Origin of the sequence: Micromonospora sp. NBC_00389 (genome assembly GCF_036059255.1) — a bacterium.
Classification (GTDB): Bacteria; Actinomycetota; Actinomycetes; order Mycobacteriales; family Micromonosporaceae; genus Micromonospora.
On record NZ_CP107947.1, the window covers coordinates 7,657,901 to 7,683,179 of the forward strand.

Genomic DNA, 25,279 nt, shown 5'->3' on the forward strand with positions numbered 1-25,279 from the left:
TCCGTCCGGGGCGCTGGGTGGCAGACTCTGGGAATGGCTGGCGAGCGGACGTACGACGTGGTGCTGTTCGGCGCCACCGGGTTCACCGGAGGGCTGACCGCCGAATACCTGGCCCGGCACGCGCCACCCGGGCTGCGCTGGGCGCTGGCCGGGCGCAACCCGGATCGCCTCGCCGCCGTGCGGGGCCGGCTCGCCACGATCGACCCGGCGCTGGCCGAGTTGCCGCTGCTCACCGCCGACGCGACCGACGCCGACTCGCTGGGCGCGGTGGCGGAGAGCGCCCGGGTGGTGGCCAGCACGGTCGGTCCGTACATCCACCACGGGGAGCCGCTCGTCGCCGCCTGCGCCCGCGCCGGCACCGACTACCTGGACATCACCGGTGAGTCGGAGTTCGTCGATCTGATGTACGTCCGCCATCACGCCGAGGCGACCCGCACCGGCGCGCGGCTGGTGCACACCTGCGGGTTCGACTCCATCCCGCACGACCTGGGCGTCTGGTTCACCGTCAAGCAGTTGCCGGCCGACGTGCCGATCACCGTGGACGGCTACGTGCGCGCCGGCGGCCGGTTCTCCGCTGGCACGTACCACTCCGCGCTCACCGCCTTTTCCCGCACCGGGCAGGCCAGCCGGGCGGCCCGGGACCGCCGGGCGGTCGAGCCGCGCCCCACCGACCGTCGGGTTCGGGCGGTGCCCGGCCGGCTGGCCCGCTCAGCGGAGCTGCGCATCTGGACCGTGCCGCTGCCCACCATCGACCCGCAGGTGGTCCGCCGCTCGGCGGCGGCCCGCCCGGAGTACGGCCCGGACTTCCGCTACCGGCACTTCGCCGCGGTGAAGCGGCTGCCGACGGTGCTGGCCAGCGCGGCGGGGCTCGGCGCGCTGGTCGGGCTCGTGAAGTTGCCGCCCACCCGGCGCTGGCTGCTCGGCCGGCTCGCCTCCGGGCAGGGGCCCACCGCGCAGCAGCGGGCGGCGTCCTGGTTCCGGGTCCGCTTCGTCGGCACCGGAGGCGGGCAACGGGTGGTCACCGAGGTGGCCGGCGGCGACCCGGGATACGACGAGACGGCGAAGATGCTCGCCGAGTCGGCGCTCTGCCTGGCGCTGGACGAGCTGCCGCCGACCACCGGCCAGCTCACTCCGGTCGCCGCGATGGGCGATGCGCTGCTCGACCGGCTCATCCGCGCCGGGCTCACCTTCCGGGTGCTGAAGCAGGGGGCGACGGCGCCGGGTTCGGAAACAGCGCCGAAGCCGGGGCCGGAGGCGGCGCCGAAGCCGGAGGCCGGGGCGCCGGCTTGACCCTCGACCGGGTCGAGGGGGCAGGATGCCCGGCGTGGAGAGCGACCTGCACAGCATCGGCGAGCTGGCCCGGGCCAGCGGCCTGACCGTCAGCGCGCTGCGCTTCTACGACTCCGCGGGCGTGCTGGCGCCGGCCCTGGTGGACCCGGTCACCGGCTACCGCTGGTACACCGACGAGCAGATCGCCCCGGCCCGGCTGGTGGCCGGGCTGCGCCGGGTCGGTATGCCGGTGCCGGAGATCGCCGCGGCGGTACGCGCCGAGCCGGCGACGGTGCACCGGCTGCTCGACACGCACCTGCGCCGGCTGTCGGACGGGCTCGCCGACGCCCGGCGGGAGATCACCCGGCTCCGGGCGCTGGTCGACCCGGTGCCGCCGGCGACCACCACGCTGCTGCTCTCCCCCGCCGAGCTGGCCGCCGCCGTCGACGCGGTCCGCTTCGCCGTCGGCGCCGACCCGGAGTTGCCGGTGCTCTCCGGCGTGCTGCTCGACGTCGAGCCGGACGGCGTCCGGCTGGTCGCCACCGACCGGCACCGGCTCGCGCTGGCCCGGGCCGGGGCCAGCGTCGACGGGCCGCCGGTGCGGGTGCTCGTCGGAGTGGACCTGGTCGATCGGCTCCGCACGCTGCTCGACGCCGCCGACGCCGGGCCGGTGCGGCTGACCGTGGCCGGCGCGGACCTGCGGGTCACGGTGGCCGGCCGGACGCTCGCGGGCACGGCCCTGCCCCACGACTTCCCCGACTACCGCCGGCTGCTGCGCGAGGCCGTCGGTGAGCGGCCGGGCGCGTACCGGATCCCGGTGGACGTGGCGGCGCTGCGGGCGGCGCTGACCGACCCGGCGGCCCCCACGGTGGCCCGCGAGTACGGCGGTGAGCCGCTGGCGGTCACCGTGCTCGGCCTCGACGACCGGGGCGGCCTGCGACTGCTCCCCGCCGCCGACATCCGCGCCGCCGACCTGTCCGCCGCCGGCCTGTCCCCGGACCCACTGGCGGGCCCCGACCCGGCGGGCGAGCTGCGGGTCGGGGTGAACAGTGGCTACCTGCTGGACGCGTTGGACGCGGCCGGCGCATCGCAGCTGGTGCTGGAGCTGGACGGGCCGATCGCGCCGCTGGCCGTACGCCGCCCGGACGATGCGGACACCTTCTCCGTGCTGATGCCGATCCGGCTCTGAACCGCCCCGTGTGCTCGCGGGCGGTGGGCTCGCGCTCCCCGTCCCGGCCCGACGGGGGCGCGACGGTAGCATCTGGTGGTCCACCTGACCCCGGACGGAGGCGTACGGAGCAGCATGCTCGACATGGAGTTGATCCGGAAGGATCGCGAGGCGGTGGCGACCGCGCTGGCGAAGCGACTGGATCCCGCCGAGGTCGAACGGGCCCTGGACGAGATTCAGCGGCTCGACCAGGAGCGGCGCGCCCTGATCACGGAGATCGACGCCGAGCGGCAGCGCCGCAAGGCGGAGGCCCGGGCGTACGCGCAGGCGAAGCGCGCCGGCACCGAACCGCAGGCCACCGCGCCGGAGGCCGAGCGCAAGCAGCTCGCCGAGCTGGAGTCCCAGTTGGACGAGGTGCAGGCCCGGCTGCGTGACGCGATGAGCGAGCTGCCCAACCTGCCCAGCGATGACGTCCTGCCCGGCGGCAAGGAGGCCAACCGGGTCGTCAAGACCTTCGGTGAGCCGCCGGCCATCGAGAAGGTCCGCGACCACGTCGAGCTGTCCCGCGCGCTGGGCCTGGTCGACTACGAGCGCGGCGTCAAGCTCGGTGGCTCCGGCTTCTGGATCTACACCGGAGTCGGCGCGCGGCTGGAGTGGGCGCTGCTCAACTACTTCATCGACCAGCACATCAAGGCCGGGTACGAGTTCCTGCTCCCGCCGCACCTGCTGCTGGACTCGGCCGGCTTCGCCGCCGGGCAGTTCCCGAAGTTCTACGACGACGTCTACCACCTGGACAGGGAGTCCGCCCCGCGCGGGCAGTTCCTGCTGCCCACGTCGGAGACGGCGATCCTCGGCGCGTACCAGGACGAGATCCTGGAGACCTCGAAGCTGCCGCTGAAGGCGTTCGCCTACACCCCGTGCTACCGGCGGGAGTCGGCCGGCTCGCACTCTGACGAGCGTGGCACGGTGCGCGGGCACCAGTTCAACAAGGTGGAGATCTTCCAGTTCACGCTGCCGGAGCAGGCCGACAGGGCGTTGGAGGAGATGCTCGCCCACGCCGAGAGCCTCGTCGAGGGGCTGGGCCTGCACTACCAGCGCACGCTGCTCTCCGCCGGTGACGCCAGCGCGTCGATGAAGAAGACCCTCGACATCGAGGTGTGGATGCCGAGCACCGGCAAGTACAAGGAGGTCTCGTCGGTCTCCTGGGCCGGCGACTACCAGGCCCGCCGGGCGGCCATCCGCTACCGGGAGCCGGGCGGCAAGCAGACCCGCTTCGTGCACACCCTCAACGGTTCGGCGCTGGCCACCAGCCGGCTCTTCCCGGCCATTCTGGAGCAGTACCAGCAGGCCGACGGCTCCGTGCTGATCCCCGAGGTCCTCCGCGACCGGATGGGCACCGACCGGCTGACCCCCCGCTGACCCCAACCGTCAACGTCCCGCCGATCGTGCAGTTTCGGTCTCCGGCATGGAGCGCTCCGCGGCTTCTGCCGGGGTAGCAACTGCACGATCGCGGAGGCGGGCGCGGCGGGTCAGGGCTGCCGCCAGCAGGAGGACCGCGAGGGTGGCGGCCAGGACGGCGGGGCCGGTGGTGTCGAGGGTGTCCGCGAGGGCGTGCTGGACCCGGGACGCCGTCTGGATCACCGGGTCTTGTAGTGCGTTGCGCTGGCCGGCGGCCAGCCGCAGTTCGTACCAGCCGTACCAGGCGACGTAGCCGCCGGCGACCAGCAGCACCAGGCCGCTGAGCCGGGGCACCAGCGCGCCGGCAACCCGCAGCCGGGCCACCAGCCCGTCGCGCAGCAGCGCCACCCCGAGCGCGGCGACCGCGACCACCAGCCCCATCCCGAGGGCGTACGCGCCGAACAGGGCCAGCCCGCGCCCGGTCGAACCGGACTGGAGGCTGGTCACCACGATGGCCAGGAACGGTGCGATGGCGCAGCCGAGCGAGGCCAGCGCGTACGCCGCGCCGAACAGCGCCATCGACGGCCAGGACCGGGTCAGCCGGGGCGCCCGGGCGGACCAGCCGGGGGCGGGCAGTCGCCGGCCGGCGAGCAGCCAGCACCCGGCCACCACCAGCAGCAGCCCGAGCACCACGGTCAGCCACGGCAACCGTGGCCGCAGCCAGCCGGCCAGCGGCGCGAGGGCCAGGCCGAAGGCGCCGAAGACCAGTACGTACCCCAGGGTCAACCCCACCGCGGCGGTCAGCGCGCGACCGACCGCGCCGCGGGTGTCGGTGGCCCCGGCGACCAGCAGCGAGAGGTACGCGGGCAGCAACGCGAAGCCGCACGGGTTGACCGCGCCGAGCATGCCGGCGGTCAGCGCGAGCAGCAGCGGGGCGGTCACGCCCCGGCCAGCGCGGCGACCCGGGCGGTGAGTGCCTCGCCGTCCAGGAAGCCCTGGTGGACGACCTTGCCGTCCCGGTCGATGATCACGAAGATGCTCTGCTCGGTCACCTTGAACCGGCGCCAGAGCGCACCGGCACGGTCCTCGATCTGCGGCGTCCCGGCGAGGTCGAACTCGGTGACGAACTCCTGCATGGCCCGCCGCTCGCCGAGCCCGGCGACGCCGACGATCGGCACGGTGTCCCGGTACCGGGGCGCGATCTCGGCCACCGTCCAGGCCTGACTGGCGCAGGTGGCGCACCACGGCGCCCAGAACCACAGCACGACGGGCCGGCCGGCCAGCTGCGCGGCGTCGAACGCGGTGCCGGCGAGGGTGGTCCCGGTGAAGCGCAGGGTGTCCGGCACCCGCGCCGGAGCGGCGGTCGGCGCGATGGCCGGGGCACTTGCCGGCGCTCCCGGAGACGTGGTCGAGGCCGGCGCGGATCCGGCGGCTGCCGCTCCGGACGGCACCGTGCCGGTGCAGGATGCCGTGCCGAGCAGGGCGACGACGAGCGCCCCGGCAGCGGCGGCGCGGGGTACCCGCCCAGCCGTTGTTCGCCCCATGCCCATCCGCATCTCCATTCGACAGTGAAGAGACCCCGCTGCACGAGGCGTGAAGGTGCCCTACTCGGCCTTGGCGAGCCGGAGGGCGAGCTCCGGGCAGACCTTGACGGCCTTCAGCGCGCCCTCCCGCAGCCAGGTCGGCACCGGGGTGGTCGGGAAGGCGGGATATCCGTTGCCGTCGAGCCGGATGAAGTCCGGCACCACGTGCGCGCAGAGCCCGTGCCCGTCGCAGCGGGACCAGTCCAGGGTGAGCTTCTGCGGGTTGGAGTCGGGTGCGCCCGGCAGCCCCATCACGCCCTTGACCCGCCGGCCGCAGCCGTCGCCGGTGCTGTGCAGCCGCAGATCGTCGGCGAAGACCTCGATAGCGGAGAGGGCGAACCGGGCGGTGCCGTCCGGGTGGCTGCACGCTCCCCGGCCCTTCACCTCGCCGGCGGCGGCCCGCACCACGTCCGCGGGTTGGCTCCCGGCGACCGCCAGGTCCACCGCGCGGGCCAGGTCCGGCAGGCCCATCTTGCACGGTCCGCACTGTCCGGCGGACTCGCCGGCCAGGTAGCGCACCACCTGGGCGGCCTCGCCGAGCGGGCAGGTGTCGACGCCGAGCGGAACTATGATGCCCGCGCCGAGGGTGCCACCGACCGCCGCCAGGCCCCTACGGGAGATCTCCGCCCGGTCCGCCGCCTCCGGGGTGATCCACTTGCCGTGATAGCCGCCCATCAGGATGCCCGGGCCGTCCGGGACCTCACACAGGTCGAGGATCTCGCGCAGCGGGGTGCCGGCCGCGCACTCCACGACCGCGGGCCGGGCCGCCGCGCCGGTCACGGTGAGCAGCACGGTGCCCGGCTCGTCGTCGGTGCCGAGCGCCGCGTACTCGTACGGGCCGAGCCGGGCGGCGACGGCGAGCTGGGCGTACGTCTCGGCGTTGGAGAGCAGGGTGGGCAGGCCGCCGACGCCGGAGTCGCTGGAGCGCTTCTTGGTGCCGGGCGGGATGTGCGGCAGCCCGTTGATCCCGTTGACCAGCGCGCCGCCCTCGCCGGAGATGAACCGGTGCGGCACGGTGACGATGGTGGCCGACACCGGCATCCGCCGCTCCGCCAGCGCCTCCATCAGCGAGTCCCGGCCCACCCCGTCGTCGGCCACGCCGATCACGATCTCCTCGGCGTCCAGCGCGTACGCGGCCAGCGCCGCGCCGTCCAGGATCAGGTGCGGGGCGCGGGTCAGCAGCACCTTGTCCTTCCAGCTGGCCGGCTCCCCCTCGCTGGCGTTGACCACCACGACGGCAGCGAGGTCCTGCCGCTCGCAGGACTCCAGCACCGCGCGCAGCTTGCGGGCGAACGGGAAACCCGCCCCGCCCTTGCCCTTGAGCTGCATGCCCTCGGCGAGCCGGAGAAGCTGGGCCGGTTCCATCGGGCCGATCGGCCCGTGCACCTCCTCGTGCGCGGCCAGGTCCAGCCGGCCGAACTCCGCGAAGCCGGCGGTCAGCCGTGGCTCACCCACGCAGGCCACCGGGGGCACGGTCGTACGCATCACTTCGCCTCACCCCGCAACCCGGCCCAGTACGCCCCGTCCACGGCGTCGGCGCTGGCCTTGCGGCGCTTGGACCGACCCTCGCCGGCGGCCCGCCGTGCCCGCCGCGACGCCAGGTCGACCAGGGTGGGGGTGTCGTCGACGGGCGGTGGCACCTCCTCCGGCACGTACCGGGCCGGCGGGCGCCAGTAGTCCGGCTCCTCCGGCAGTTCGTCCTCGACGCTGTGCCGGCCGCTGCCGCTGCGCGGCGCCGCCGAGATCGGGCCCGCGGAGATCGGCTCGGCGGACACCGGGCCAGCCGAGATCGGCTCGGCGTCCTGCCACCGGAGCGGGCTGTCCCACGGCTCCTCGGGCTCGTCGACCAGCCGCTGCGGCGGCGCCGAGTACCTGCTGCCGTCGTCGTCGGTCCGGGACCGGCGGGCGGACCGCTCACCGGCCGGCTCCTCGACCGGCGCGCCACCCCGCCGCCGCCTGGCCGGGGCCTCGTCCCGGTCCCGGGTACGCTCGCCGCGCCGTCGGGCCACCGGCTCGAACTCTTCCTCGTCGCGCCGACGGCTGACCGGCTCGAACTCCTCCTCGTCGCGCCGACGGGTGACCGGCTCCTCCGCGCCTCGGCGGCCCGACCGGCGGGTCGACGGCTCCCGCTCGTCGCGCCGGCCGCGCGCAGCCCGTTCGGTGTCCCGCCGGGCCGCCGGCTCCTCGTCCCGCCGGCGCCGGCTGGGCCGGACCGGCTCGGTGAGCGAGCCCGGCTCGGGCACCACCGGCACCGTGAACCGCTCGGGGTCGCGCCGCCGCGCGCCGGCCGGCGCCGTCCACGAGGCGGTGGTGGCCTCCGCCCAGGCGGGACGCTTCTCCTCGCCGCTCTCGCGGCGGCGGCCCAGCCCGGCCAGCAGCGATCGGCCGCGGCCCTCCTCGCCGGCCCGGCCAGCCATCGCCGTGTTCCGCACCGCGGCCTGGTGCTGCTCGCGGCTGCGTCGGCCGACGGTGACCGAGAGCCGGACCAGCAGCGCCAGCACGACCAGCAGGATGCAGCCGAGGTAGCTGAGCACCACCCAGGAATTCGCGACCCGGCCGGCGTTGAGGCCGTGCAGCACGGCGAACGGCCAGGCGACGTACGCCGTGGAGTGCAGCGCGCGCCACAGCCACTTCGGACCGATGCCGGCGAAGCGGGCCCGGATGATGCCGGTCCAGATCACGCTGACCATCAGCAGGGCGGCCACCGTGCCGAGCCCGACGTAGAGCCCTCCGCCGCCCACGAAGGGCACCAGGGCGTCGGTCGGTGCCGCCCGACCGGTGGCGATCTTGGTGAGTACGTGGAAGGCCAGCCCGGCCACGCCCAGCACACCGAAGGCCCGGTGCGCCGACTGCAACAGCACCCGGTGCGAGATGCGCAGCACCAGCCGGTCCGTGGCGAGCAGGCCGAGCATCACGGTGAGGCTCAGCGCCACCAGCGCGATGACGCCGGCGAAGAACTCCGTGAAGAAGAACCCGTACGCGTACGCCGTCTGCCCAGCCCCGGTCAGCATGATCGCCGCCCAGAGCGCGGCGAGCAGCGACGCGATCAGCATGGCGGTCGCCGACCGCGACCGGGTGCGTACCCCCCGACTGCTGGCGCCGGTCCGGACGGTGGCCGCCTTCTGGTTCTGCTTTGCCCGGGCCATCTGCTCCTCGATCGTCTCGCGGCGGCGTACCACCGGCCGACCCCTGCTCCCCCATCCAGTACGGAACGGCGGGGTTCGCGGATCACCCCGGGGTGGAAATTTCTCGGGCGGATCGAACCAACCGACGCCGGGACGCGTGTAGCGGCGGCGCGGGTAGGCGCACCATCGGCCGAAATGGACAGTGACAGATGTCCATGCATTGACAGTCACTGCAACACGCTTGTAACCTTTCGGAAAATTTCAGCCTGGCTTGCAAGAACCCGGCAAGCAGGCTCTCCCCCGCCGCGCCACCACCCACCCCCGCCCCCGTCAGGAGTCCCGATGCACCGACGTCGACGCGGCTCGGCGATCCTCGCCCTCGGCCTGGTCGCCAGCCTGCTCGTCCCCCTCACCGTGACGGCTCCCCCGGCCGTCGCCGCCCCGTCCGGCGGCAAGAAGGTCATCGTCCAGCTCTTCGAGTGGAACTGGCCCTCGGTGGCCAGCGAGTGCCAGAGCACGCTGGGCCCCAAGGGCTACGGCTACGTCCAGGTGTCACCCCCGCAGGAGCACGTGCGGGGCAACCAGTGGTGGCTGGCGTACCAGCCGGTCAGCTACCGGGTCGAGTCCCGCAAGGGCACCCGCGCCCAGTTCCAGTCGATGGTGAACACCTGCCACGCGGCCGGGGTCAAGGTGATCGTCGACGCGGTGGTCAACCACATGTCCGGCCAGGACAACGGCGGCACCGGCTGGGCCGGCTCGTCGTACTCCCACTACGACTACCCGGGCATCTACCAGACGCAGGACTTCCACCACTGCGGGCGCAACGGCGGCGACGACATCGCCAACTACAACGACCGGTACGAGGTGCAGAACTGTGAGCTGGTCAACCTCTCGGACCTGAAGACCGAGTCGGACTACGTCCGCACGAAGATCGCCTCGTACCTCAACGACCTGCTCTCGCTGGGCGTGGACGGCTTCCGGATGGACGCCAGCAAGCACATGCCGGCCGCCGACATCGCCGCCATCAAGGGCAAGCTCTCCCGCTCCGCGTACATCGTGCAGGAGGTCATCTACGGCGCCGGCGAGCCGGTCCAGCCGACCGAGTACACCGGCATCGGTGACGTGCACGAGTTCCGCTACGGCAAGGACCTGGCCCGGGTCTTCCGCTCCGAGCGGCTGGCCTACCTGCAGAACTTCGGCACGGGCTGGGGGCACCTGCCCAGCGGGCCCTCCTCGGTGTTCGTGGACAACCACGACACCCAGCGCGACGCCGGTGGGGTGCTCACCTACAAGGATCGCGGGATCTACGCCCTGGCGAACGCCTTCATGCTGGCCTGGCCGTACGGCTCGCCGACGGTGATGTCCAGCTACACCTTCAGCAACCGGGACGCCGGCCCGCCGTCGGACGGCGCCAACAAGACGCTGAACACCACCTGCTACTCCGGCTGGGAGTGCGAACACCGCTGGCCGGTGATCGCCAACATGGTCGGCTTCCGCAACGCCACCGAGGGCGCCGGCGTGGCCAACTGGTACGACAACGGCAACAACCACATCGCGTTCAGCCGCAGCGGCAAGGGCTTCATCACGGTCAACGACGAGGACTCCGCAGTGAACGGTCGCTCGTACTACACCGGGCTGCCCGCCGGCCGGTACTGCGACGTCATCCACGGCACGTACGCGGGCGGCACGTGCAGCGGTCCGGTGATCACGGTGGACGGTAGCGGTTGGTTCCCCGCCAACGTGCCGGCACACGACGCCGTGGCCATCCACATCGGCGCGCGAGTCTGAGCCGCCGGGGGCCCCCGGCCGGTATCGCCGAACCGGGGGCCCCGGACTGTCCTCCACCGTAGAGTGGTTTGGTGCCGTTTGACCGATTGACTCCGTACCGCCGTCGAGGCGCATGGGTGGCCGCCGCCGTCGCCGTGGCCGCGTTGCTCATCGCCGCGCTGCTGGTCGGCCAGGCCCTCACCCCCCGTTCGGCCACCCCCGACCGACCGGCCGCCGCCGCGTCCGACCCGACGCCGAGCAGCGTCGAGCAGAGCCCCGAGGAGCAGGTGCTGCCGGCCGCGCCCGCCCCGGCCGGGCTACCGGTGATCGACTACGACCCCGCTCCCCGGGGATTCCCGGCCGATCCGGCCACCATGGACACCACGCCGCTGACCGAGGGCGCACACCCGACGCGGCGGATCGCCGCGTACAACGCGCCCGGCGGGCGCCCGCTGGCCTTCCTCGAACCGACGCTCGCCGGTGTCGAGCTGACCGTGCCGATCGCCCAACGGCGGGCCGGCTGGACGGCCGTCCTGCTGCCCTCGGCCAACCGGCGGATCGCCTGGCTGCCGCCCGGCGGGTTCGACACCGTGGCGCTGCGCGACCAGATCGTGGTGGAGCGCAAGACGCACCGGCTCACCTGGTACCGAGCCGGCAAGGCGATGCGCACCTGGCAGACCAGCCTCGGCCAGCGTGGGCAGGAAACCCCGCTCGGTCGGACCTTCATCCTGGGCCGCACCCCGCCGCCGCAGGACGTCTACGGCGGCGTGGACATCTACGCCCTCGGCTCGGTGCCCGACGACCCGGAGTCGGTGCCGACCGGGCTGCGCGGCGCGCACATCGGGCTGCACACCTGGTACAACGACGACGACCTGGGCGAGAACACCACCAACGGCTGCATCCGGGTGACCCCCAGCGGCCAGCGGGAACTGCTCGCCGAGGTCCGCCCCGGCAGCAGCCTGGTGGTGGTCGACCGACTGCCCACCCCGCCCCCGACCGCCTGAAACGGCAGCCGTCACTCGCCGAGCAGCCAGCCGTTCTGCTCGGCGATCCGGACCGCCTCGGCCCGGTTGCGGGCGCCGGTCTTGCCGATCGCCGCCGACAGGTGGTTGCGCACCGTCCCCTCGGACAGGTGCAGCGCCCCGGCCAGGTCCGCGACCGTGCCGCCGCCCCGGGCCGTCCGCAGCACCGCGGTCTCCCGCTCGGTAAGCGGGCTGGCCCCGGTGGCCAGCGTCTCCGCGGCCAGCGTCGGGTCGACCACCCGCAGGCCGGCGTGCACCCGGCGGACCGCGTCGGCGAGTTGCCGGGCCGGGGTGTCCTTGACCACGAAGCCGTTCGCGCCGGCCTCCATCGCCCGGCGCAGGTAGCCGGGCCGGCCGAAGGTGGTCACCACCAGCACCCGGCAGGCCGGCAGAGCGGCCCGCAGCGCGGCGGCCGCCGCAATCCCGTCCAGGCCGGGCATCTCCACGTCCAGCAGGGCCACGTCGGGCGTGGTCCGGCGGGCCTCGGGCACCACCTCGTCGCCCCGGCCGACCTCGGCCACCACGGTCAGGTCGGGCTCCAGCGAGAGCAGTGCGGCCAACGCGCCACGGACCAGTGCCTGATCGTCGGCGAGCAGCAGCCGGATCGGCACGGACTGCTCGCCAGCGGGGCCGGTCACCGGGCCTCCCCTGGCGCGTGCACCCGCAGCAGGAAGCCCGTACCGTCCGGACGGCGACCCACCGTCACCGCGGCGTCCAGCCGCCGCGCCCGCTCGCGCAGACCGACCAGGCCGTGTCCGGCAGTGTCGGCGTCGGGAGTGGACGGACCCCGGCCGTCGTCACTCACCTCGACCCGATCCGGGTACACCCGGATCGTGCAGCACCGCGCCGCGCTGTGCCGGACCACGTTGGTCACCCCTTCCCGTACCGCCCAGCCGAACAACCGGTCCCACTCGTCCGGCAACGCCGGCACCTCGGCCGGCAACTCCGCCGCGATGCCCGCCGCGGCCAGCGCCGAACGGGCGCCGGCCAACTCACCGACGAGGGTCACCTCGCGGTACGCCCCGACGGTCTGCCGTACGTCGGACAACGCCGCCCGGGCCAGCGCCTCCACCTCGGCGATCTCGATGGCGGCCCGCTCCCGGTCCACCTCGATCAGCCGGCCGGCCAGCTCGGCCTTGATCGCCACCACGGTCAGCGAGTGCCCCAGGATGTCGTGCAGGTCGCGCGCGGCACGGGCCCGCTCCTCGGCGACCGCGAGCCGGCCGATCTCCTGTTGGGCGGCCTGGAGTTCACCGTTGCGCTGGGCCAGCCGGGACACCCCGAACATGGCGAACGAGGCGAGCAGCACCGCGAACACGATGGTGCTCTCCGCCTCCCAACCCGGCACCAGCGAGGACGCCACCAACGGGGTCACCGCGCAGACCACCACGGACGCCAACGCCTCCCGTGACGGCAGCAGGAACACCGCCGCGGCGGCCACGTACACCAGGGTGGCCAGCCAGTCCCCGTCGGTGCCCGGGATGCTGACCAGGCCCACCGCGAGCAGCAGCAACAACCCGGCCCGCGCCCGGCGTACCGGGATCGGCCGCAGCGCCTGGCGTAGCTGGCGGGCCCACTGGAACAGCAGCACGTAGCCGACGCCGAAGGCAACCAGGGCGGCCACGCCGAGCACCCGTCGCCACAGATGTGGCTGGTGCAGCGCGGTGGCGAGCGGCACGTTGAGGAAGAACAGCCACACTGCGGCCAGCAGCCAGCCGGTGAACCGCCAGTGGCGGCTCACCGGCCGGGGCTGACCCGTCGAGAGGTCCATCGCGTCCACGCTAACGGTCGGAGTGGTCAGACCCGAGCGGTGTCCCGGCGGAACAGCCGGGCCGCGCCGATGCCGAAGACCAGTGCCCAGAAGGCGATGTTGGCCACCCCGGCCATGCTCACCCCGTCCCCGGTCAGCGGGGCGCGGGACAGCTCGCCCATGCCGTACACCGGGGTGAACCTGGCGACCTGCTGGAGCACGTCCGGCAGCACCTCGACCGGGACGAAGAGCCCGCCGAACATGGCCAGCACCGCCAGGATCGGGCCGATGAACTGCATGACGTTCTCGGCCGGCACCAGGTAGCCGATGAAGAGCCCGAACGCGGCGAAGACCAGCGAGCCGAGCCAGGCGGCGAGCCCGGCGAGCAGCCAGACGTGCGCCGGGATGCGGACGCCGGCGGCGGCGCCGACCAGGAACTCGACGACGACCGCCAGCAGGCCGAGGGCCATCGCGGTGATCAGCTTGGTGGCCACGTAGGCGGTCGGTCGCAGCGGGGTGAGCCGCAACTGCCGGCTCCAACCCAACGCCCGCTCGGTGGCCACCGCGCCGCCGGCGCTGGTGGTCGCCACCATGGCCGCGTACACCGCCAGGCTGATCATGACGTACGCCGTCACCGGGCGGCCGTTGTCCAGCGTCTGCCCGCCCTGGGGCAGGCCGAAGATGAGGAAGAAGGCACCCGGCATGATCAGCGTGAAGGCGAGGGTACGGCGGTTGCGCAGCACCCGGCGCAGCTCGATGCCCAGGACGGCCGGGGCGAAGCCGCCCAGGGCGGGCAGCCGGCGGTCCGGCCGGTCGGTACGGGTGGCGGCGGGGGTGGCCGGCAGGGTGGTCATCTCAGACTCCGGTGTGCTCGGTGGTCAGGGCGAGGAAGGCGTCCTCAAGGTTGCGGGAGGTGATCTCCACGTCCCGGGCGGCGGTCCGGGTGAGCAGGTGTCGGGCGATCGCGTCCGAGTCGCCGGTGCGCACCAGCACGCTGTCGCCGCGCACCTCCACGGCGTCCACGTCGGGCAGTGCGGCGAGCGCGGCCTGGTCGGCGCCGGGCAGGGTGGCCCGGACCGTACGGCCGGCGGCCAGGTTCTTGATCTCCGCGGTGGTGCCGTCGGCGACGACGCGCCCCTGCCGCACCAGCACGATCCGGTCGGCGTACGCGTCCGCCTCGTCCAGGTAGTGGGTGGCGAAGATGACGGTCCGTCCGGCCCGCGCGTCGCGGCGCAGCGCCTGCCAGAAGTCCCGTCGACCCTCCACGTCCATCCCGGTGGTCGGCTCGTCGAGCACCATCAGGTCCGGGTCGGGCAGCAGGGCCAGCGCGAAACGCAGCCGCTGCTGCTGGCCGCCGGAGCAGCGCCCGACCACCCGGTCGGCGAGGTCGGCGATGCCGGCCCGCTCCAGCACCTCCGCGGCCGGGCGGGTGTGCCGGTAGAAGTGGGCGGTCATCCGGACCGTCTCGCCGACGGTGAGGTCCTTGAGCAGGCCACCGGTCTGGAGCACGGCGGCGACCCGGCCCCGGGCCACCGCGTCGTCCGGGGTGCCGCCGAGGATGCGGACCGTGCCCGTGTCCGGGCGGGCCAGGCCGAGCAGCATGTCGATGGTGGTGGTCTTGCCCGCGCCGTTGGGGCCGAGGAACGCCACCACCTCGCCGGGCTGCACCCGCAGGCTCAGCCCGTCGACCGCGGTGACCGCGCCGAAGGTCTTGGTGAGGCCGTTCAGCTCGACGGCCGGAAGCGTACTGGTCATGGCATTGATGCTCCGGCGGCGCGGGGGCTGGTACCCGGAGCGGTCGTCACGTTCCGGCCGTGACATTTGTCAGGGGCCGTCCCGGCGGTCACGGCCTGGGCGACACGGAGCGTGACGTCCACGGGGGCGAACACCGCAACGAGCGTGATGACTGTGAGGCATATTTATGCCGCACAGTCATCACGCTCACCGGCGCAATCGCCTCCGAGCACGACACGCCGGGTCCGGACCGGTCCGAGGCGCAGCGGCGGTGTGCAGCCGTCCTGCCAGCGGAGGATTTCCGCGCGCGGCAGCGGGTACCCGCCGGCCGGGACGCCGCGACACCGGGAGGACGCGATGGGTGCCACGCCGCAGGGCCGGGCCGACACGGTCGTGCTGATCCACGGGCTCTGGATGACCCCGCGCAGCTGGGAGGGGTGGGCGCAACGGTATGCCGCCCGGGGTCTGCGAGTGCTCGCGCCCGCCTGGCCCGGAATGGACCGGGAGGTCGAGCAGTTGCGCGACGATCCCACCCCGATCGCTCAGCAGAGCGTCGCGACGATCGTCGCGCACTACGACCAGATCATCCGAGGGCTGCCCCAACCGCCGATCATCATGGGGCACTCGTTCGGTGGCCTGATCACGCAGCTTCTGGTTGACCGGGGCCTCGGCGCGGCAGCCGTGGGGGTACACCCCGCGCAGGTCAAGGGGGTGCTGAAGTTGCCGCTGAGCACGCTGCGCTCCACGTTCTCGATCCTGCGCAACCCCGCCAACCGGCACCGGGCCGTCCCGTTCACACCGGAGGACTTCCACTACGCCTTCGGTAACACGATGACCCGCGCCGACTCCGATCGGGCCTGGCGGCGCTACGCCGTCCCGGGCGCCGGGCGGGTGCTCTTCGAGGGTGCCTTCGCCAACCTCGACCCGACGTCGCCGACGAAGGTGGACAACGGCCGCAACGACCGCGCGCCGCTGCTGCTGATGGCCGGGGAGCTCGACCACGTGGTGCCGCCGTCGGTGGTCCGCTCGAACGCCGGGCTCTACCAGAAGTCCCGGGCGCTCACCGCGTACGAGGAGTTCCCCGGACGCTCGCACTTCACCGTCGGGCAGGACGGCTGGGAGGAGATCGCCGACTACGCGTTGGACTGGGCGCTGCGTGCGGCGGCGCTGCCCCGCGAGGCGACCATCGCCAGCGAGACCCCGCGTCGCTGAACCGTGGCATGAGCGGACCGACCGGGGGTAACGGGGAGGGATGAAGGCGAGCTTCCGGCTTGGCCGGATCGCGGGGGTACCGGTCGGTGTCAACTGGAGTGTTCTGGTCATCTTCGCCCTGATCGCCTGGGGGCTGGCCGCCAACCAGTTCCCCCGCTCGTACCCCGACCGCTCCCCGGTGGCGTACACCCTGGCCGGGCTGGCTGCGGCGGTGGTCTTCTTCGTCGGCCTGCTCGCCCACGAGGTGTCGCACGCCGTGGTGGCCAAGCGCAACGGGCTGACGGTCGACGGCATCACGCTCTGGCTGTTCGGCGGGGTGGCCGAGCTGAAGGGCGAGCCCCGCGACCCGGGCGCGGAGCTGCGGATCTCCGGGATCGGCCCGCTGGTCAGCCTGCTGATCGGGGCGTTCTTCGGCGCCATCGCGGTAGTGCTGGCGCTGGCCGGGCAGGGTGGGCTGCTGCTCGGGGTGATGGCCTGGCTGGCCGGCATCAACGTGCTGCTGGCGGTCTTCAACGTGCTGCCGGCCGCGCCGCTGGACGGCGGTCGGTTGCTGCGCGCCGCGGTGTGGAAGGCGACCGGTGACCGGACCCGGGCGTCGGTGGTCGCCGCCCGGGCCGGCTGGGTCCTCGGCGCGCTGTTGATCGGCCTCGGGCTCTGGCAGTTCCTGTCCGGAGTCGGCTTCGGCGGGCTCTGGCTGGCGCTGATCGGCTGGTTCCTGATCGGAGCCGCCGGAGTGGAGGAACGGCAGGCCCGCGCCGGCAGCGCGCTACGCGGGATCCGGGTCGGCGACGTGATGACTCCGCAGCCGCAGACCGCCTCGGCGGACATGACGGTCGCTGACTTCGTGGACCACTACCTGTTCGCGTACCGGCATTCGGCGCTGCCGCTGACCGCGGAGGGCCGGCCGACCGGCCTGGTCACCCTGGATCGGGTGCGGGGCGTACCGGCCGACCGACGGGCGTCGACCACGCTGGCCGAGGTGGCCTGCCGGGCCGACCAACTGGTCCTCGCCCAGCCCGGTGAACAGCTCAACGACCTGCTCCCCCGGCTCAGTGAGTGCGCCGACGGCCGCGCCCTGGTAGTGACCGACAACGGTCAACTCGCCGGAATCATCTCGCCCAGCGACATCAGCCGAGCCGTCCAACGAGGCAGCCTCCGCACCAACCAACCCACCCCCACCGCACCCGGCTAACCCACCCACCCACCCGCCCACCCACCCCGCCCAACCACCCGGTGATCATGAAGTTAGCGTCACGACACGCCGCCATCGACACCGCTAACTTCATGATCACCGGGGGATGGCGGGGGCACGGAGAGGGGGAGGGGTGGGGTTTAGCGGGGGAAGTAGTGGTCCAGGAGGCTGGTGCGGAGTTTGCCGGATGGGTCCAGGTGGGTCAGGAGGGTGGTGAAGTCGGTGTGGCGGGGGTAGCGGGCGGCCAGCGCAGTCGGGTCGGTGACGAAGACCTTGCCCCAGTGTGGGCGGAAGGCGAACGGGGCCAACCGCTCCTCCATGGCGGTCAGCACCGGTAGCACCGCGGCGGTGTCGGCGATCCAGGTGAAGTGCAGAACGAAGCTGTCCCGCTGGTGGTTCGGGCTGAGCCACAGCTCGTCCGCCGCCACCGTACGCAGCTCGCAGACCTGCAGTACCGGGGCGATCAGGTGCGCCACGTCGTCCAGGGCGGCGAGCGCGTCGGCCGCCGCCGCGCGCGGCACGTGGTACTCGGACTGGAGTTCGTCGCCGTTGCTCGGGGTGAAGCCGAGCTTGAAGTGCGGCAGCCGCTCGTGCCACGGACCCGGCACGCCGAGCTGCGGGGTGCAGTTCTCCGGCGGCATCCCGAGCACCGGGTGCCGCGGCTGGTCGGCGGCCGTGGTGCCGAGCCAGTCCGCCGGGGGCGGCGGTTGGTCGGCCAACTGCTTGCGCCACACCTCGCGCAGTCGCGGCCCCCGCCAGTCGGTGAACGCGCTCACGCTGTACGCCGAGCCGAGCGCCTCGTCCAGCGCTTCCCGGTGCAGGTCGAGCCGCACGTACTGGCGCACCTCGAAGGACGGCACCACGTCCAGGGTGACCCGGGTGACCAGGCCGAGCGCGCCGAGCCCGACCACCATGCCGGCGAACGTGTCGCCATCGGTGTCGCGGTCGACGTGCAGCAGGTCGCCGTCGGCGGTGACCAGCTCCAGGGCGGCGACCGAAGTGGCCAGGTTGCCGTGAGTCTGGCCGGAGCCGTGGGTGGCGGTGGCCACCGCGCCGGCCACCGAGATGTGTGGAAGTGAGGCGAGGTTGGCCAGGGCGTACCCCTGGGCGTGCAACTGTCGGGCGACGTCGCCGTAGCGCAGGGAGCCGGTGACGGTGACCCGCGCGCGCTCGGGGTCCACGTCGATCACCGGGGGCAGCCCGGCCAGGGTGACCAGGTCCCCTTCGGTGTCGCCGAACCGGTTGAAGGAGTGCCCGGTGCCCACCGCCCGGATCCGGGCGCTGCCGGCGACCAGCCGGCGCAGCTCGTCGGTGGAGGTGGGTCGGTGGAAGGCCCGGGCGGCGTAGCGCACGTTGCCGGCCCAGTTGTGGCGCGGGACGCCGGCAGCGGTGGCCGGCGGGCCACCCTGTTCCGACGCGGTCACGTGGCGATCTCCCGATCGGTGGACGGGTGGTCGGCCAACGCGGCGACGAGGGCGTCCAGCGCCGCGTCGACCTGGAGCCGGGCGTAACCCCGCTGGGCGACCGGCAGGCCGGCCGCGGAGACCCGTTCGATCTCCGCCCGAGCCTCCTGCCGGGTCGGCACGTCCCCGGACACCAGGGCGTTCTGGCCGCGCCGGATCAACTGGTCGACCTGGTCCATCCGGTAGCCCCGCAGGCTCGCGGTGAGGTCCGGGTCGGCGAAGGCGGCGCGGCGCAGCGCTGGCAGGTCCACGAACCGGTCGCCGGCGTACTGGCTGAGCGCGGCGGACACCTGCTCCGGCTGCTCCCGGACCTGGTCGAGGACGAGCAGCTCGACAGCGGGCCGGCCGTCGAGCGGATGGCGGGCGGTCACCGGTGGCCCCAGCGTCACACCCGGCGCGGGCACCAGCAGCAGTCGCGGCGGCTCCGGACGGCCGTCCCGCCGGGGCGGCTCGTCGAGGACCAGCGCGTCGACCTCGGCCCACCGGATCGTCCGTCGCAGGCCCGGCCGCCGGATGGTCAGCCCGTCCGCGCCGATCCCGAACCGGAACGGCCGCAGCGCGCTACCCAGCGCCACGACGCCGAGCACGACGGCCCCCACCGCGACGATCGTCCGTAGCAGGGCGCCTTCGTGGGGCAGGGCCAGCAACACCACCCCACCAAGTACGCAGGCCAGGGCGAGCACCCGGGCTCCCCGACTCCGGCGCAGTTCCACGCTCGGACCCCCGTTCATGACCGTGGCGTCGGTCCCAGCATCCTCTGACAGACCGGGCTCCACGGATACCGGACGATCGGGCACGGTTGTTCTCGCCATCGTCGGGGAACCCTACGCCCATGAGCACTTACCGTGATCCGGCCCCGCGGGGCGACGTCTTCCCTTCCGAAGAGGAGTTGGACCCGACCGGCAGTGGGGTCGAGCCGGCCAGCGCGCCCACGGTCGGCGCGTTGCCGGGCCATCCGGCGCCAACGCCCGGTCCCCGACCCACACCGGCACCCGCGCCGGCCCCGACGCCGGTGCCGGCACCCGGACCGCCGCCGCGTGCCCCCGGCGCCGGGGCGCAGTCGATCGTGACCCGGCACCTGGACGGCTCGGTGGAGGTGGTCACCGACCTTGACGGCGACGGCGTCGCCGACATCGTGCAGGTCGACCTCAATGGAGACGGGACAACCGACGTCACCTATGTGGACAGTGATCGCGACGGCCGGCTGGACACCGTGCTGCGCGACCCGGGCCTGGTCGGGACGGGCGGCGGGGCGCACCGGGCGGCGTGAGACCGCGTTCCGCGAGCGCGCCCGGCCGCCGGGCTCAGAGCTTCGCCATCACCTCGCTGGCGACCAGCTCGAGGTGTTCCAGATCGGTGAGGTCCAGCACCTGGAGGTAGATCCGCTGGCTGCCGATGTCCGCGTACCGCCCGATGGTGTCGAGGACCTCGGCGGGCGTACCGGCCAGGCCGTTGGCCCGCAGTTCGTCCGGGTCGCGGCCGATGGCGGCGGCCCGGCGGGCCACCTCGGCGTCGTCGCGCCCGCAGCAGAGCACCAGGGCGTTGGACCAGACCAACTCGGCCGGGTCCCGGCCGATCTCGGTGCAGGCCGCCCGGACCCGGTCGAACTGGGCCGTCGTGTCCGCCGGTGAGGCGAACGGCAGGTTGAACTCGTCGGCGTAGCGGGCGGCCAGCCGCGGGGTGCGCCTCGGGCCCATCCCGCCGAGCAGGATCGGCGGGCGGGGCTGCTGCACCGGCTTGGGCAGGGCGGGCGAGTCACTGATCGGGTAGTACCGGCCGGCGTGGTCGAACCGCTCCCCCGCCGGGGTGGCCCAGAGCCCGGTGATGACCTCGAGCTGCTCCTCCAGCCGGTCGAACCGCTCGCCGAGGGGCGGGAACGGAATGCCGTACGCGGTGTGCTCGTCGGCGTACCAGCCGGTGCCGATGCCCAGCTCCACCCGGCCGCCGCTCATCTGGTCGACCTGCGCCACGGTGATCGCCAGCGGGCCGGGCAGCCGGAAGGTGGCGGCGGTCATCAGGGTGCCGAGCCTGATCCGGCTGGTGTCCCGAGCGAGCCCGGCCAGCGTGGTCCACGCGTCGGTGGGGCCCGGTTCGCCGGTCACCGCCCCCATCATGAGGTAGTGGTCGGACCGGAAGAACGCACCGTAACCGGCGTCCTCGGCGCAGCGGGCCACGGCGAGCACCTGGTCGTAGCTGGCACCCTGCTGAGGTTCGGTGAAGATCCGCAGTTCCATGATCCGAGCATAGGGACCGGGCTTCGGTGCCGCTCCGGGACGGCAAGCACACCCTCATATGCCTTGACAGTCATATGCCCAGAGAGGCATATTCGGTCCGTGACCCTCGACGCGTTCACGATCCTCGCCGAGCCCACCCGGCGCCGGATCCTCGACCAGCTCCGCGACGCCGAGCACAGCGTCGGCCAACTGGTGGACAGCCTGGGGGTCAGCCAGCCGGCCGTCTCCAAACACCTGCGGGTGCTCCGCGAGGCCGGCTTCGTCTCCTGCCGGATCGCCGCCCGGCAGCGGATCTACCGCCTCGACCCGGGCCCGCTGCGGGCGGTCGACGGGTGGCTGGACCCGTACCGCCGGCTGTGGAACCGGCATCTGGACGCCCTGGAACGGCATCTCGACAGTCAGGAGCAGTGAATGGACCGCGACGCGTTCCGCCCCAGCCCACCCACCGAGGTGCGCGCCGAGCCCGCCGACGGCGGCGCCACCCTGGTCTTCGTCCGCGACCTTCGGCATCCGCCGGCCACCGTCTGGGCGGCGCTGACCGATCCGGCCCGGCTCGCCGAGTGGGCACCTTTCCTCGCCGACCGGGACCTCGGCTCCCCCGGTTCCGCCGTGCTCACCCTGATCGACGGCGAGACCACCACGCCGACCACGGCGACGGTACGCCGGGCCGAGCCGCCGCACCTGCTGGAGTACACCTGGGGCGACGACCTGCTGCGCTGGGAGCTGAGCCCGCTGGGCACCGGCACCCGACTCACCCTGCGGCACACGGTCGCCGACCCGGGCATGCTGCCGATGGTCGCGGCCGGCTGGCACCTCTGCCTCGACGTGGCCGACCGGCTGCTCGACGGCGACCCGGTCGGCCCGATCCGGGGTGCCGAGGCCAAGGACTTCGGCTGGCCCGAGCTGCGCGACGCGTACGCCGAACGACTCGACCAGGGCTGAGCCGCCGGGCCGGCGGCCCGGTCAGACGTACGGCCGGGTGGCGTACGCGGTCCGGAGCGCGGCCAACCCGGCCGCTTTCGGCGACAGGGTGCCGGAGTTGAAGTAGTTGGTCCGGGCGATCCGTGGCCCACGCTCGGCGTTGAGCTTGGCTATGGCCGCCGGGACGGTGGCGATCCAGGCGGGTTGGTTCGGGATCTCGGCCGAGCGCACCCCCCACTCCGCGATGATCACGGGCCGGGACAGCGCCACCGGGCCGAGGTCCGCCACCGCCCAGTCCTTCGTGCGGCGAAACCGGGACAGCGCGGTGTCGTTGGCGTTGGTGGCGTAGGCATTCCATTGAAGGAAGTCAAGCCGGGACATCAGCGACTCCGGGTGGGTGCGCTGGAAGCAGGCCCGGTCGAAGCCGCCGAGACCAATCGAGAACGTCGTGCCGGCGGGCAGCGTCCGCGCCTTGAACCAGGTGAGGATGTAGTTCATCGCCTGCACCGCCCGCGCGTCCGACTCGGCCCAGGTGTACGCCTTGCCGTCCTCGGTGGTGCCGAACTCGTGGTCGGTGTCCAGCTCCGAGGCGAGCTGGATGTTCACCGCGAACCCGAGCGTGCGGTACTGCGCCAGGGCGCGGTGGAACAACCCGTCGCACTGGCCGTTGATCACCTGGCTGTATCCGTACGCCCTCGGCCAGGCGGTGCCGGGGCGCTGTTGGATGGTCATCGACGGCGCCGGGACGGTGTAGTTGGTGCCGTCGACGGTGAAGCTCTGCGGCCCGTTGTTCGGGGCGCCGTAGTGCTTCAACTCGAGGACCATGTTCATCTGCACCCCGGCCTTGCCCAGATTGATCAGCCAGGGCCGGTTGTAGCCGGGGAAGATGTACCCGTCGGCGAAGCTGCGGTACTGGGTGAGCGAGCGGAAGTTGCCGCCGGCGATGTCGGCGGTCGGGTCGGCGCCTCCGGAGAGGTAGTAGCCGCCGAGCACCGGCTGGCTCATGGCGTAGTCGGCGGTGGCGGTGGCGGTGTTTCCGGCGACGTCACGGACCTGAACGGTGACCCGGGGCATCACGCCACCGCCCGGTACACGGCCACCGCGCCGTTGTCGGAAACCCGGGTCCAGGTGCGCCCGGAGTTGTCGGTGACGGTCAGGGAGAGCGGGTCGATGACTGCGGTGACCTTGACGGGGGCGCTGCTGTTGCCCTGCGCGTCGGTGACCACGATGGTGACGGTCAGCGGTTTGGTGTCGGCGTCGGAGTAGGTGACGGTCAGCAGCATCTGCTCGCCCGGTGCGTACACGGGTGCGTTCAGGGCTGCGATCGCGGTGGGAGCGGCCATGTCGGGCCTTCTCTCTGGTTCGGTCGCCGGCCGGAGTGCGGATGAGCGACGCCGGACCGGGCGGGGTCCTCAGTGCGAAGAGGCCGGCGGGGGCACGGGCGCGGTGGCGCAACCGGTGGGCGGCGGCACGCGGCTGCCGGCGGGTGATGACGTCCTTGTCCCGGTGGGCGGTGTCACCGCTGCGGGCGCCCGGAGCGGCGTGGACGGCAGCCACGGGTGGGCCGTACGCGTGGTCGGGCCGGCGGCTGCGCCGTGTCCGCCGCGGCGACGGGGCCGGGCTGGGTGAGGGCGGCGCCGGCGTGGACGGTGCTGTCCCACCGGGCCGGAGGACTGGGATGTGGCCCGCCATCCGTTCGCCTCTCCACCTGCCCCAACAGTGCTCTACCAGGGGCTTTACCGTCTTGTCCGGTTTTCGACACCGCCCTCGTACCCCGTGGACGGGTCCCGGGCCGGCCGGGTGTGTCAGCTCTACCCGGCGAGTTCACCGGTGCCGAGCGACCGGTGCACGGTCACCGTGCCGGGCAGCGCGACGCACGCCGCGCGCACGTGGTCGATCTTCGCGGCGCGTTCCGGGTCGTCCCGGTCGAGCAGGACGCCGAGGGCGGTGCCGCTGTGCGCGATGACCAGGCCGTAGCCGTCCACCTCGCGGCAGAGCCGGTGCAGCACGTCGAAGTGCCGGCGCGGGCGCAGTTTGCCGTTCAGCACGGCGCTGCGGGTGGTGACCTCGCCAACGGCAGGAAGGTCGCCGGCGCGTACGGCCGCGGTGAGCGCGGCCAGCAGCCGCGCGTACTCCCGCTTGTCGGCCTCGTCGAACGGCTTGGGGATGCGGTTGAAGCGGATGGTGTCCACCGCGCCGCCCTCGTCGTGCGCCACCACGGTGAGCGGGGGCAGCACGCCGATCCGTTCCCGCAGCCGCACCTCCCGGTGATGGAAGGCGACGATCCCGTCGTACATCACACCGTCGGAGGGCTCGATCCGGCGCAGCAGCGACTCGATGGTGCGCTCGCTCAACGTCCTGCCGAACGCGTCGCCGACCGCTCGAGCGGTGGCCACCAGGTCCGCCGACGAACTGGCGTAGCCCTTCCCCTCGGCCAACCCGCCGCCCAGCTCCAGCACCCCACCGCCGGGAAGGCCGAACAGGTCCATCATCGTGGCGGCCAGCCGGGCCGACTTCCGCTTGTGTTGCGGGAAGACCCGGATCCGGGCCAGCTCGCTGGACGGCCAGAAGGTGGCGGTCGCCCACTGCGCCATCGGGAACGTCACCAGGAAATCCCGGTCGGCGTCGGGTAGCACGCCCTGCAACAGCTCACCGAAGGTGCCGAACGCGGTGCCGACGCCGAGTCGGCCGGTGGCCGCCGGCAGCACATCCGGGTCGGCCGTGCACGCCACCTCGCCCGGTCTCACGATCAGACTCCCCCGTTGCGTCGGTTGCCGCCGGTCACGTTACGTCGCTGCTACCGATGCCGGGCGCGGCTGACCAGACTAACGTTCCAGCAGTCAACATCATCTTTGGGAAGCAGCTTCTGACGTGCGAAAACTGACCTACTACATCGCCACCAGCCTGGACGGCTTCATCGCCGGGCCGGACGGGGAGTTCGACTTCTTCGCGTTCGAGGGAGATCTGGCGGCCGCCATCCTGGCCGACTACCCCGAGACCATGCCAACCCACGCGCGGGAGCCGCTGGGGATCGCCACAGCGGCGAACAACAGGTTCGACACCGTCCTGATGGGCCGCGCGACCTACGAACCGGGCCTGGCCATCGGCGTCACGAGCCCGTACGGCCACCTGCGGCAGTACGTGTTCTCCCGGACGCTGGAGCAGCGTGATGCGGCGGTGGAGATCGTCGCCGGCGAGCCGGCGGAGTTCGTCCGCGAGCTCAAGCACCTGGACGGGATGGGCATCTGGCTCTGCGGCGGCGCGACGCTCGCCGGCCAACTGGTCGATGAGATCGACGAGCTGATCATCAAGCGTTACCCCGTGGTCCTCGGCTCCGGCATTCCCCTGTTCCGGGCGCCCTTCGCCGTGACGGGCTTCGCGCTGGCCGACACCCGGGTGTTCAACACCGGCGCGACCATTTCCACCTATGTCAAGCACTGA

At 73.2% G+C, this 25,279-nt stretch carries 25 protein-coding genes; 11 read left to right on the top strand and 14 right to left on the bottom strand.

Translation table 11 applies throughout. The features are described from left to right. Positions 1–33 precede the first annotated feature (33 nt). The 3 genes from OG470_RS36095 to serS all read left to right on the top strand — a co-directional run bounded on the left by OG470_RS36095 (position 34) and on the right by serS (position 3,856). Positions 34–1,290, top strand: a complete 1,257-nt coding sequence (locus OG470_RS36095; RefSeq protein ID WP_328419118.1) for a saccharopine dehydrogenase family protein — start codon at positions 34–36, stop codon at positions 1,288–1,290. 25 nt (positions 1,291–1,315) lie between these two features. Further along, a complete protein-coding gene (locus OG470_RS36100; protein WP_328419120.1) occupies positions 1,316–2,458 on the top strand; it encodes a DNA polymerase III subunit beta family protein in 1,143 nt (380 codons plus the stop codon). Positions 2,459–2,572: 114 nt separating this feature from the next. After that, complete coding sequence (serS, locus tag OG470_RS36105) at positions 2,573–3,856, top strand: serine--tRNA ligase (RefSeq protein ID WP_328426828.1); 1,284 nt, start codon at positions 2,573–2,575, stop codon at positions 3,854–3,856. Positions 3,857–3,865: 9 nt separating this feature from the next. Here the strand turns inward: serS and OG470_RS36110 are convergent, their stop codons facing one another. Genes OG470_RS36110 through OG470_RS36125 form a run of 4 tightly spaced genes read right to left on the bottom strand, consistent with a single transcriptional unit; the run spans position 3,866 to position 8,597 of the window. Beyond that, the gene (locus OG470_RS36110; protein WP_442931236.1) at positions 3,866–4,741 is read right to left on the bottom strand and encodes a cytochrome c biogenesis CcdA family protein; all 876 of its coding nucleotides are present in this window, start codon (positions 4,739–4,741) and stop codon (positions 3,866–3,868) included. Between the two features lie 32 nt (positions 4,742–4,773). Next, a complete protein-coding gene (locus OG470_RS36115) occupies positions 4,774–5,391 on the bottom strand; it encodes a TlpA family protein disulfide reductase (protein WP_328426830.1) in 618 nt (205 codons plus the stop codon). 48 nt (positions 5,392–5,439) lie between these two features. Continuing rightward, on the bottom strand, positions 5,440–6,906 hold the full coding sequence (locus tag OG470_RS36120) for an NADH-ubiquinone oxidoreductase-F iron-sulfur binding region domain-containing protein (protein ID WP_328419124.1): 1,467 nt from the start codon (positions 6,904–6,906) through the stop codon (positions 5,440–5,442). After that, positions 6,903–8,597, bottom strand: a complete 1,695-nt coding sequence (locus OG470_RS36125; protein ID WP_328419126.1) for a hypothetical protein — start codon at positions 8,595–8,597, stop codon at positions 6,903–6,905. Before OG470_RS36125 ends, OG470_RS36120 begins: the two co-directional genes overlap by 4 nt. A gap of 288 nt (positions 8,598–8,885) precedes the next feature. On the opposite strand from OG470_RS36125, the gene OG470_RS36130 reads away from it, so the two are divergent. Further along, positions 8,886–10,331, top strand: a complete 1,446-nt coding sequence (locus OG470_RS36130) for an alpha-amylase (RefSeq protein WP_328419128.1) — start codon at positions 8,886–8,888, stop codon at positions 10,329–10,331. Positions 10,332–10,402: 71 nt separating this feature from the next. Beyond that, positions 10,403–11,314 (top strand): L,D-transpeptidase, encoded by a 912-nt coding sequence (locus OG470_RS36135; RefSeq protein WP_328419130.1) that lies wholly within the window; start codon positions 10,403–10,405, stop codon positions 11,312–11,314. 11 nt (positions 11,315–11,325) lie between these two features. On the opposite strand, the gene OG470_RS36140 is transcribed toward OG470_RS36135, so the two are convergent. Genes OG470_RS36140 through OG470_RS36155 form a run of 4 tightly spaced genes read right to left on the bottom strand, consistent with a single transcriptional unit; the run spans position 11,326 to position 14,837 of the window. After that, entirely contained in the window at positions 11,326–11,970 is a 645-nt protein-coding gene (locus tag OG470_RS36140; RefSeq protein ID WP_442931024.1) for a response regulator transcription factor, read from the bottom strand. Then, complete coding sequence (locus tag OG470_RS36145; RefSeq protein WP_328419132.1) at positions 11,967–13,103, bottom strand: sensor histidine kinase; 1,137 nt, start codon at positions 13,101–13,103, stop codon at positions 11,967–11,969. The genes OG470_RS36140 and OG470_RS36145 overlap by 4 nt, the downstream gene beginning before the upstream one ends. A gap of 26 nt (positions 13,104–13,129) precedes the next feature. Next, positions 13,130–13,936 (bottom strand): ABC transporter permease, encoded by an 807-nt coding sequence (locus tag OG470_RS36150; RefSeq protein WP_328419134.1) that lies wholly within the window; start codon positions 13,934–13,936, stop codon positions 13,130–13,132. Between the two features lies 1 nt (position 13,937). Next, positions 13,938–14,837: an ABC transporter ATP-binding protein gene (locus OG470_RS36155; protein ID WP_328419136.1), complete on the bottom strand. Its 900-nt coding sequence runs from the start codon at positions 14,835–14,837 to the stop codon at positions 13,938–13,940. A 336-nt stretch (positions 14,838–15,173) separates the two neighbouring features. On the opposite strand from OG470_RS36155, the gene OG470_RS36160 reads away from it, so the two are divergent. Beyond that, positions 15,174–16,028 carry an alpha/beta hydrolase gene (locus OG470_RS36160; RefSeq protein ID WP_328419138.1) on the top strand — a complete coding sequence of 285 codons (855 nt, stop codon included), beginning with the start codon at positions 15,174–15,176 and terminating at the stop codon, positions 16,026–16,028. A 40-nt stretch (positions 16,029–16,068) separates the two neighbouring features. After that, the gene (locus OG470_RS36165) at positions 16,069–17,220 is read left to right on the top strand and encodes a site-2 protease family protein (protein ID WP_328419140.1); all 1,152 of its coding nucleotides are present in this window, start codon (positions 16,069–16,071) and stop codon (positions 17,218–17,220) included. Positions 17,221–17,360: 140 nt separating this feature from the next. On the opposite strand, the gene OG470_RS36170 is transcribed toward OG470_RS36165, so the two are convergent. Together OG470_RS36170 and OG470_RS36175 are read right to left on the bottom strand one after the other, a co-directional pair. Next, positions 17,361–18,644: an FAD-binding protein gene (locus OG470_RS36170; RefSeq protein ID WP_328419142.1), complete on the bottom strand. Its 1,284-nt coding sequence runs from the start codon at positions 18,642–18,644 to the stop codon at positions 17,361–17,363. Beyond that, positions 18,641–19,414, bottom strand: coding sequence for a hypothetical protein (locus OG470_RS36175; RefSeq protein WP_328419144.1), 774 nt, complete (start codon positions 19,412–19,414; stop codon positions 18,641–18,643). The genes OG470_RS36170 and OG470_RS36175 overlap by 4 nt, the downstream gene beginning before the upstream one ends. Before the next feature lie 101 nt (positions 19,415–19,515). Between OG470_RS36175 and OG470_RS36180 the strand changes: the two genes are divergently transcribed. Continuing rightward, positions 19,516–19,953 carry a hypothetical protein gene (locus OG470_RS36180; RefSeq protein WP_328419146.1) on the top strand — a complete coding sequence of 146 codons (438 nt, stop codon included), beginning with the start codon at positions 19,516–19,518 and terminating at the stop codon, positions 19,951–19,953. 34 nt (positions 19,954–19,987) lie between these two features. Here the strand turns inward: OG470_RS36180 and OG470_RS36185 are convergent, their stop codons facing one another. Continuing rightward, positions 19,988–20,917 (bottom strand): LLM class F420-dependent oxidoreductase, encoded by a 930-nt coding sequence (locus tag OG470_RS36185; RefSeq protein WP_328419148.1) that lies wholly within the window; start codon positions 20,915–20,917, stop codon positions 19,988–19,990. Positions 20,918–21,016: 99 nt separating this feature from the next. Between OG470_RS36185 and OG470_RS36190 the strand changes: the two genes are divergently transcribed. Then, positions 21,017–21,328, top strand: a complete 312-nt coding sequence (locus OG470_RS36190) for an ArsR/SmtB family transcription factor (RefSeq protein ID WP_328419150.1) — start codon at positions 21,017–21,019, stop codon at positions 21,326–21,328. Beyond that, positions 21,329–21,859, top strand: a complete 531-nt coding sequence (locus tag OG470_RS36195; RefSeq protein WP_328419152.1) for an SRPBCC family protein — start codon at positions 21,329–21,331, stop codon at positions 21,857–21,859. 21 nt (positions 21,860–21,880) lie between these two features. Here the strand turns inward: OG470_RS36195 and OG470_RS36200 are convergent, their stop codons facing one another. The 3 genes from OG470_RS36200 to OG470_RS36210 all read right to left on the bottom strand — a co-directional run bounded on the left by OG470_RS36200 (position 21,881) and on the right by OG470_RS36210 (position 24,585). Next, positions 21,881–22,912, bottom strand: coding sequence for a hypothetical protein (locus OG470_RS36200; protein WP_328419154.1), 1,032 nt, complete (start codon positions 22,910–22,912; stop codon positions 21,881–21,883). Further along, positions 22,912–23,181, bottom strand: coding sequence for a hypothetical protein (locus OG470_RS36205; RefSeq protein ID WP_328419156.1), 270 nt, complete (start codon positions 23,179–23,181; stop codon positions 22,912–22,914). Before OG470_RS36205 ends, OG470_RS36200 begins: the two co-directional genes overlap by 1 nt. Before the next feature lie 468 nt (positions 23,182–23,649). Beyond that, positions 23,650–24,585: a GHMP family kinase ATP-binding protein gene (locus tag OG470_RS36210; protein ID WP_328419158.1), complete on the bottom strand. Its 936-nt coding sequence runs from the start codon at positions 24,583–24,585 to the stop codon at positions 23,650–23,652. Between the two features lie 124 nt (positions 24,586–24,709). Between OG470_RS36210 and OG470_RS36215 the strand changes: the two genes are divergently transcribed. Further along, on the top strand, positions 24,710–25,279 hold the full coding sequence (locus tag OG470_RS36215; RefSeq protein WP_328419160.1) for a dihydrofolate reductase family protein: 570 nt from the start codon (positions 24,710–24,712) through the stop codon (positions 25,277–25,279).